Below are 7,718 nucleotides of genomic sequence, written 5' to 3' on the forward strand. Positions count from 1 at the left end.
TCGGCCTCCTCACAGTGTCCGCCGGAGTCCGTCAGGGACTCGGCGGCAGGTCTCGGTGGAGGCGTCGAAGCTGCGGAGGTGCGCGTCGACCGCCGTTCTCGGACCTCCTTCTCTGGCCTGGGCAGGCTCGGAGACATGGCCCTGCCCGCCCGGCGGCATCCGGTCTCCAGAGCCGTACGTCTGGATTGCGTTCACCGAATTCCTCCCGGGGGAAAGCCCGTTGGTGGTTTGGTTGACCTTGAGCGAACCGTGAATCACGGTGGGTTGGTATCCCCCACCGGTCGGCGATGCCGTCAAACCCGTCAAAGATCATCTTGTGGACAGGGGCGCACGATGAGGCGCGAGCGGAACGAGAAACTGGCCGCTGCGATCGCGGAAACCGGCTGGTCGCAGCCGAAGGTCGCCGCTGCCCTCGTACGGGTTGCGGCCGAGGTCGGCGCCGACGAGCTGCTCGGCACCAGCCGCTCGCACATCGCGATGTGGATCGCGGGTACGGAGCCTTCTGGGCGGGCGCCCCTTATCTTGAGCGAGACGTTGTCCCGTCGGCTCCAACGCCCTATCACTCCCGCCGAGATCGGCCTCACCCCGCGGAACTCGGGTGGGGTCACGGCATCCGAATGGCACGTCGATACCGTGAGCGCGTTGGTGGATCTGGGGAGAAGCAACGTGGACCTGGAACGACGCCGAGTGCTGGCCGGCACGGCCTACTCGGTGACCGGACTCGCCCTGCCTGGACAGACGTGGTGGGACGAGGCCCCCGAGCGTGCCCGATCGCGCCCCGCTTCGACGAGCCGGAGAATCGGGACTGCAGAGATCAACGCGGTGAAGGAGATGACCGAGTTCTTCTCGAAGCGCGACCAGCGCCAAGGCGGAGTGGACGGCCGGACAGCCCTCTACCAGTACATCTACGACGACGTCGCGACGTACGTCGGCGGTGTCTTCGCCAGTGACGAGACGCGCTGCCGCCTCTTCGCCGCCGCTGCCGAGCTGGTGTACGTCGCCGGCTGGATGAGCTTCGACGCGTCGCACCACGAGGCCGCCCGGCGGTACTTCACCCTGGCGGTAAAGCTGGCGGCCGAGGCCGAGGACGCACCGCTGGCCGGCCACGTCCTGCGAGCCATGGCCCACCAGGCAACAGACCTCGGGCACCCCAAGGAAGCCGTCGACATCGCGACGGCCTCCGTCGAGCACAAGCGGTACACCCTGGCGACTCCCCGCGAACGAGCCTTGCTAGGCGTCGTGCAGGCGCGGAGCCTGGCCACGGCTGGACGGCGGCAAGAAGCGCGTACAGCCCTCCTCCGGGCTGAGGACGACCTCGCGGCGGCAAAGCCCGGGGATGACGAGCCCGCCCGCGTCTGGTTCTTCTCCGAGGCCAGCCTGGCGCACGAAACGGCTCGGACGCTCTGGGCTCTCGGCGACCTCCAAGGGGCCCAGGACGAGTTCTGGCGCAGCGTCCACACGAGGAAGACCGACGCCTTCGGTCGCACTCATGTCGTGACCTTGGGGTATCTGGGCGCTGCGCAGGCGAGTCAGGGCAATGTCGAGGCCGCGTGCAGCACTTGGGCACAAGCCCTGGACGCCATGAACGGCGTCCATTCCGGTCGAGCCCGCGAGGCGGTGATCAACATGCGCCGGGTTCTCTCCCCGTATCGCAACCGTGGGATCAGCGCGGCGGCGGAGATCGACGAACGAGCCAAGGCCGTGCTCAGGCGAGTAGCCTGACCGCGCCATGACGATGGGGGTGTGCGGTGCGGACACGTACCGGGCATCCCATCTGGAGGGGAAGAAGGGGCAGTTGTGACCGCACAGTCCATCGAGGTGCCGATCGTCGCCACGGTTGTCGGGGGCCATCTGAAGGTCGGCGACGACTTCCAGGGCGGCGTGGAATCCATCATCCGGATGCGCCCGGACTACCCCCTCGACACGTTGCAGGGGATCGAGGAGTTCTCACATCTCCAGGTCACCTGGTACTTCTCCGAGGGCTCGCCCAGCGACGTCGCGCTGCATGCCCGCAGCCCTCGCAACAACCCGGAATGGCCGGCGACCGGAACGTTCGTACACCGCAACCACCGTCGCCCCGCCCGGATCGCGACGTCGTTCCCCCGCCTGCTCGGAGTGGACGGGCGCGACCTCCACGTGACGGACCTCGACGCCGTCGACGGCACACCGGTCATCGACTTCGTGGCCGTGTTCAAGGAGATGCTCCCGCGCGGCCCTGTCACACAGCCTTCGTGGCCGACCGAGATGCTGCGGGAGTACTGGAGGAATGCGCGCGAGCGGTGAGCGAGTGCCGGTGGAGGGCTGGCAGCCCATCGAGTCCCTCCTCGTACGGCCGTCGTTCAATCTGCTTGTGCTCGTGGCTGAGCACCGGTTCCACGCCCGGAGTGAGGACCGTGCAGCCGCACATGATGATCACGACCCGGCGCTCGGGGAGGGCCTCCGGAAGAGGCTTCCTGGTCACCGACTTCATCGGCCCGGAACTCCCCGATGTCCTCGCGCTCGCCGACGTCGTCATCTCCCGCAGACGGCGCGGGCACGATCGCCGAACTCACTGCCCTCCGCAAACCATCCGTCCTAATCCCTTTGGCGACATCGGCGGACAACGAGCAGGAGCACAGCGCCTTCCGGCTCCAGCAGGCCGGGGCCACCGTCGCCCTGGTCAAGCAGGCGGCCACCGCCGAGGGGCTTCGCACGGCAGTCTCCCCGGTCCTCCCCTCGCCCGAGAGGCGTGAGCAGATAGCGGATCAGGCTCGTGTCGCGGGCCGCCCAGACGCGGCGGGCCCTCGCGGTCCATGTTCGCGCCAGTGCGCTTGTCGACGTAGATGTGTCCCTCGGCGGCACCGGCGGCGCGCATCGCGTCGATTTGCCGAGCGAGTTCCTGTGCGGTCGTGCTGACTCTGCAATACGCGAGATCTATGCGGGCCACCGTCCCACAACTTGACTCTGAAGCACGGATTTTGACACATCGTTGCGACACCAGCTTTGACCAGCCGACCTGCGGGGACGTGATCACTGCGCGGTCACCGACCGCCTGTGCCACATCCATGCTCACTGTCCACGAAACCCGGGGCTTGACAGACACAGAGGTCAGGGCTACCCGGTTTCGCCGTCGCCGCGTTCGGCGACGGCACGAGCGAGATTCCCTCGGACGGCTCTTGTGTGGGGGTGGTCCTCGCCCAGTATCCGCACCATGTCCGCCAGGGTCCTTTCGTACAGCAGGATGGCCCGGCCCAGATCCCCTGCCGACCGGTAGGCGTAGGCGAGGTTGTTGCGGGTGCTCAGGGTTTTGGGATGGTCCTCGCCGAACACCTGCTCGCAGCTGGCGAGGGTCTCCTCGTACAGCGGGATGGCCCGGCCCAGATCCCCCGCTGCCCGGTAGGCGGCGGCGAGGTTGTTACGGGAACCCAGGGTGTGGGGGTGGTCTGCGTCCAGCACTCGTTCCATGTCGGCGAGGGTCTGCTCGAACAGGGGGATGGCCCGGCCCAGATCCCCCGCCTCCAGGTAGGCGCCGCCAAGGTTGTTACCAGAGAGTAGCGTGTCGGGATGGTCCTCGCCGAGCACCCTCACCCGGTCATCCAGAACCCGCTGTTGCAGAGGGATGGCCCGGCCCGGATCACCCGCTGCCCGGTAGGCGCCGGCGAGGTTGTCACGGACGGTAAGGGTGCGGGGGTGGTCTGCGTCCAGCACTCGTTCCATGTCGGCGAGGGTCTGCTCAAACAGGGGGATGGCCCGGCCCAGATCCCCCTCCTCCAGGTAGGCGAGGCCAAGGTTGCTACGAGAACCCAGGGTGTCGGGGTGGTCCTCGCCGAGCATCCGCACTGTGTCGGCGAGGGACTGCTTGAACAGGGGGATGGCCCGACCAAGATCACCTGCCCACTGGTAGGCGTAGGCGAGGTTGTCACGGATGGTCAGGGTATCGGGGTGGGCTGTGCCCAGCACTCGTTCCATGTCGGTGAGGACTTGTTCGTACAGGGGGGTGGCTCGGCCCAGATCCCCCGCTGTCCGGTAGGCGTAGGCGATGTTGTGGCGGGCGGCCAGGGTGCTGGGGTGGTCGTCGCCCATCAGCCGTTCCGTGGCAGTGAGGGCGCGGTGGAGGTATCGGAGCGTGCGAGCGGGTAGGCCTTGGCTGTTCAGGAAGAGCCCAGTGTCGCTGAGGATCTGTGCGGTGGCGGCGGTGGCGATGGCGCCCTGGGGTGTGTGGTGGGTGAGGGCGTCGATGTGTGGGACCAGGGTGCGCCAGGTGGGCCAGGTGGCGGGGGTTTCCCAGACAGGGGGCAGGGCGCTGTTCAGTTGAGTGGTGGCGTGGGCGTGGGCCTGGTCGACGAGGTGGGGGGTGCGGTGGGGGTCGTCGGGGTCGGGGGTGCGGGCAAGGGCTTGGACGAGCCGGTGGACGGCCAGGGTGTTGGTGGCGGGATCGGGGGTGATCATGCTGTAGGCGGTGAGGAGGCCGAGCGCGGCGTTCAGTGCGGGCGGATCGGCGAGGCCATCCAGGAGGGTGGCGGGAATCTGATCGGGTGCGTACCAGGCCAGCAGGCGCAGCAGGTCGGCGGCCTGAGGCTGGAGTGTGGCGATCCGGTCCAGGGTGATGTTCCAGATCCGGGCGATGGTGCGCTCGGCCGGGGTGGTGACCGCGCCGTGGCGGTACATCGCCGCCGGGTACTCGTCGAGCAGGTCGAGGTAGGCGCGGGGGGTGGTGAGCGGGTTCTGCGCGAGGTAGGCGGCCGCCTGTTCGATCGCCAGGGGGAGGTGGCCGAGTTCGGCGCACAACTCGGCGGCGCCGTTAAGGTCCCGGGGGCCGACGGCGGTGACGGTGCTGGTGAGCAGGGCGAAGGACTCGGCCGGGTCGAGGACGTCGAGGCGGACCAGTGTGGTGGCGTTGTTCCAGGCGGTGGCGAGCCGGCTGGTGATCAGGAAACGGCCGCTGGGGGCGCGGGCGATCAGGGGGGCGATGTCGGCGGGGTCGTTGACGTTGTCCAGGACGAGCAGCCAGCCGGTGTGACTGGCCAGCCACTGCGATGCGTATTCGGCGAGCGCCTCGGCGGTCAGGGCCCTGGCCAGGGCGGGCTGCAGGGCGGTGGCCAGGGCAGCCAGGCCCTGCTGGACACCGGCGGGGCTGTCGGCGGTGATCCAGCGGATGGGAGCGCGGCCGTGGGGGCGGGTGGTGGCCCAGTGGGCGGCCAGGGTGCTCTTGCCGATCCCGCCGAGCCCGTGCACGGCCTGTACCAGTGCCGCGCCGGGGGTGCTCAAGGCGGCGTCGAGGCGGTCGAGTTCGTGGCCGCGTCCGACGAACGGGCCCGGGTGTATCGGCAGGTCGTCCAGGCCCGCGGGGGCGTCCACCTCGGCGGGGGGCCGTAGCGCCCCGGGCGGCAGGCTCACCGATGAGTTGTCGTTGTAGATGCCGCTGACAGCGGTTCCTCCGTTGCTGGCGGTCGCGTTCCCGCTGTGGAACACCTCCTGCCAGGTGCCCCCGGCGCCGGGCACGGCAGGCGGCCGGGCGTCGCCAGCAGCCCGAGGCCCCTCACCGCCGCTGCCCGCGGCCATCTCCGCGCGCGCGGCAACGCCCTTGCCGGAGCCGCCCCTGAGCCACGGCCATCCCACCATGTCGTTCCCCCGGATTCCTTCGGATCAGTTGCGGCGGTGCCGGGCGCTCATTCGCTGACGATGCCGCTGACGGCGCTGGAGCCCGGCCCGTCGGCTTCGGCGTCCCCGGTGCCTACCGCCTTCGCGGGGCCCGACAGGCCACCGTCCGCGCGCTTGATGCCGGTGACCGCAACTCCGCCGTCGCGGGCGACGGCCTTCCCCGTCGCGACGGCCGCATCGCCGACCGAATCGGCGACGAACACCAGCAGTTCGCGCAGCTCCCCCGCCGCGCGCTCCCGCCAGTCGGCATCGAGACTCTCCAGCAGAGCCTCGAACCGCCCCTGCCACAGGCCCTCCTGCCGCAGACGTTCCGTGGTGATGTCAGCCGAAGCGCCCGGGGCCAGCGCCCGCGCGGTGTGGTCCAGGCGTTCGAGCTCGGCGCGTTGCCGCGCGGCGTCGCCACGGCCGAAGAGGTCCGCGACCCGTCGGCGCAGCCCGTTCCACGCATCGGTCCCTGCAGCCTGGACCACCGCGCCACCACCCGCCGCCGTCAACACCGTCAACGCCTCGACCAGCATGTCCCTCCCCCCTCCGCACAGATCGGCCGCCCGACATCGTCCCGACACCGGGCAATCACACACCGCACAACTACCAACACGCCCAGCAATCGCAAAGAGTTCCCGCCCTGGCCGCTTGTACGGCACCCTAACCACGTCCCGGGCAACGCCGGACCCCCGCCAATGGGCGGAATCGGGTGAGCTGACGGTTCCGTCACTGGCCACGCATACGGTTGACCTTGATCCGCGAAAGGGATTCCGCGTGACACAGACGCGTACGGCATGCGTGACAGTCGCGGTCTGCGGGAACGCCGTACTGACCTTCGTTTTTCATGAACGGTCGTTACCCGGCGCCCCGGCCGCATCGCCCGCCCGGCCCTGCATGGAGGCAAGGTTGTACCGAGTGGCCAGGGTGTCGGAGTGGTCCTTGCCCAGCACTCGCACCTGGTCGGCCAGCAGTTCGGCGAAAGCATCGGCGGCCCCAGCCGCATCCCCCGTCTGCCCCCATATGGAAGCGAGGTTGTTTCGGGTGGCCAGGGTGTGGGGGTGGTCCTTGCCCAGCACCCGCACCTGGTCGGCCAGCAGCTCGGCGAAAGCGCCGGCGGCCCCAGCCGCATCCCCCGCCTCACCCCGCCAGCGCGCAAGGGAGCCCCGGACAGCCAGGGTGTCGGGGTGGTCCTCGCCCAGCACCCGCACCTGGTCGGCCAGCAGCTCGGCGAAAGCGCCGGCGGCCCCAGCCGCATCCCCCGCCAGACCCCGCCAGTGCGCAAGGGCGCTGCGGACGGCCAGGGTGTAAGAGGGCGGTATGTGACGTAGTGCCGCGTTTGTTGTCGCTGGAACGTGTGGCACAGGCGTATCGGGGCTGATCGGGGAGTCCTGCCGTGCTGGAGTGTTCCTCGTGAGCGACCGCCAGCCCTACANCCCGCCTCACCCCGCCAGCGCGCAAGGGAGCCCCGGACAGCCAGGGTGTCGGGGTGGTCCTCGCCGAACACCCGCACCTGGTCGGCCAGCAGCTCGGCGAAAGCGCCGGCGGCCCCAGCCGCATCCCCCGCCCGGCCCTGCATGGAGGCAAGGTTGTACCGAGTGGCCAGGGTGTCGGGGTGGTCCTTGCCCAGCACCCGCACCTGGTCGGCCAGCAGCTCGACGAAAGCATCGGCGGCCCCAGCCGCATCCCCCGCCAGACCCCGCCAGCGCGCAAGGGCGCTGCGGGTGGCCAAGCTGTGGGGATGGTCCTCGCCGAGCACTCGCACTCGGTCGGCCAGCAGCTCGACGAAAGCATCGGCGGCCCCAGCCGCATCCCCCGCCTCACCCCGCCAGCGCGCAAGGCCGCTTCGGGTGATGAGGGTGTCGGGGTGGTCCTTGCCCAGCACTCGCACTCGGTCGGCCAGCAGCTCGGCGAAAGCATCGGCGGCCCCAGCCGCATCCCCCGTCTGACCCCGTATGAAGGCGAGGTTGTTTCGGATGGCCAGGGTGTGGGGGTGGTCCTCGCCCAGCACCCGCACCTGGTCGGCCAGCAGCTCGGCGAAAGCGCCGGCGGCCCCAGCCGCATCCCCCGCCTCACCCCGCCAGCGCGCAAGGGAG

General features: G+C 69.8%; 6 protein-coding genes and 2 pseudogenes. 3 read left to right on the forward strand and 5 right to left on the reverse strand.

Annotation, left to right across the window (positions count from 1 at the left end; all coding sequences use genetic code 11):
- Positions 1 to 333 precede the first annotated feature (333 nt).
- From ACLZN2_RS14260 to ACLZN2_RS14270, 3 genes are all read left to right on the forward strand, one after another.
- Positions 334 to 1,722, forward strand: a complete 1,389-nt coding sequence (locus tag ACLZN2_RS14260; protein ID WP_416978809.1) for a Tat pathway signal protein — start codon at positions 334 to 336, stop codon at positions 1,720 to 1,722.
- A 75-nt stretch (positions 1,723 to 1,797) separates the two neighbouring features.
- Positions 1,798 to 2,283, forward strand: coding sequence for a TrmO family methyltransferase domain-containing protein (locus ACLZN2_RS14265; protein WP_416978810.1), 486 nt, complete (start codon positions 1,798 to 1,800; stop codon positions 2,281 to 2,283).
- Positions 2,284 to 2,487: 204 nt separating this feature from the next.
- On the forward strand, positions 2,488 to 2,895 hold the full coding sequence (locus tag ACLZN2_RS14270) for a glycosyltransferase (RefSeq protein ID WP_416978827.1): 408 nt from the start codon (positions 2,488 to 2,490) through the stop codon (positions 2,893 to 2,895).
- Here the strand turns inward: ACLZN2_RS14270 and ACLZN2_RS14275 are convergent.
- From ACLZN2_RS14275 to ACLZN2_RS14295, 5 genes and pseudogenes are all read right to left on the reverse strand, one after another.
- Positions 2,792 to 3,046 (reverse strand): annotated as a pseudogene (locus tag ACLZN2_RS14275) (recombinase family protein); the annotation flags it as partial. The gene ACLZN2_RS14270 and the pseudogene ACLZN2_RS14275 sit on opposite strands and share 104 nt — an antisense overlap.
- Before the next feature lie 47 nt (positions 3,047 to 3,093).
- On the reverse strand, positions 3,094 to 5,601 hold the full coding sequence (gene fxsT / locus ACLZN2_RS14280) for an FxSxx-COOH system tetratricopeptide repeat protein (protein ID WP_416978811.1): 2,508 nt from the start codon (positions 5,599 to 5,601) through the stop codon (positions 3,094 to 3,096).
- Positions 5,602 to 5,648: 47 nt separating this feature from the next.
- A complete protein-coding gene (locus ACLZN2_RS14285) occupies positions 5,649 to 6,158 on the reverse strand; it encodes a hypothetical protein (protein WP_416978812.1) in 510 nt (169 codons plus the stop codon).
- 309 nt (positions 6,159 to 6,467) lie between these two features.
- Positions 6,468 to 6,986 carry a tetratricopeptide repeat protein gene (locus tag ACLZN2_RS14290; RefSeq protein WP_416978813.1) on the reverse strand — a complete coding sequence of 173 codons (519 nt, stop codon included), beginning with the start codon at positions 6,984 to 6,986 and terminating at the stop codon, positions 6,468 to 6,470.
- A gap of 179 nt (positions 6,987 to 7,165) precedes the next feature.
- Positions 7,166 to 7,639, reverse strand: a pseudogene (locus ACLZN2_RS14295) (tetratricopeptide repeat protein); the annotation flags it as partial.
- Between the last annotated feature and the right edge of the window lie 79 nt (positions 7,640 to 7,718).

Origin of the sequence: Streptomyces sp. T028, from assembly GCF_048159505.1 — a bacterium.
GTDB lineage: Bacteria > Actinomycetota > Actinomycetes > Streptomycetales > Streptomycetaceae > Streptomyces.

Bases quoted from the DNA above. Each gene is read 5' to 3' on its own strand.
- ACLZN2_RS14260 (WP_416978809.1), top strand. From the start codon at position 334: ATGAGGCGCGAGCGGAACGAGAAACTGGCCGCTGCGATCGCGGAAACC.
- ACLZN2_RS14270 (WP_416978827.1), top strand. From the start codon at position 2,488: ATGTCCTCGCGCTCGCCGACGTCGTCATCTCCCGCAGACGGCGCGGGC.
- fxsT (WP_416978811.1), bottom strand. From the start codon at position 5,601: ATGGTGGGATGGCCGTGGCTCAGGGGCGGCTCCGGCAAGGGCGTTGCC.
- ACLZN2_RS14285 (WP_416978812.1), bottom strand. From the start codon at position 6,158: ATGCTGGTCGAGGCGTTGACGGTGTTGACGGCGGCGGGTGGTGGCGCG.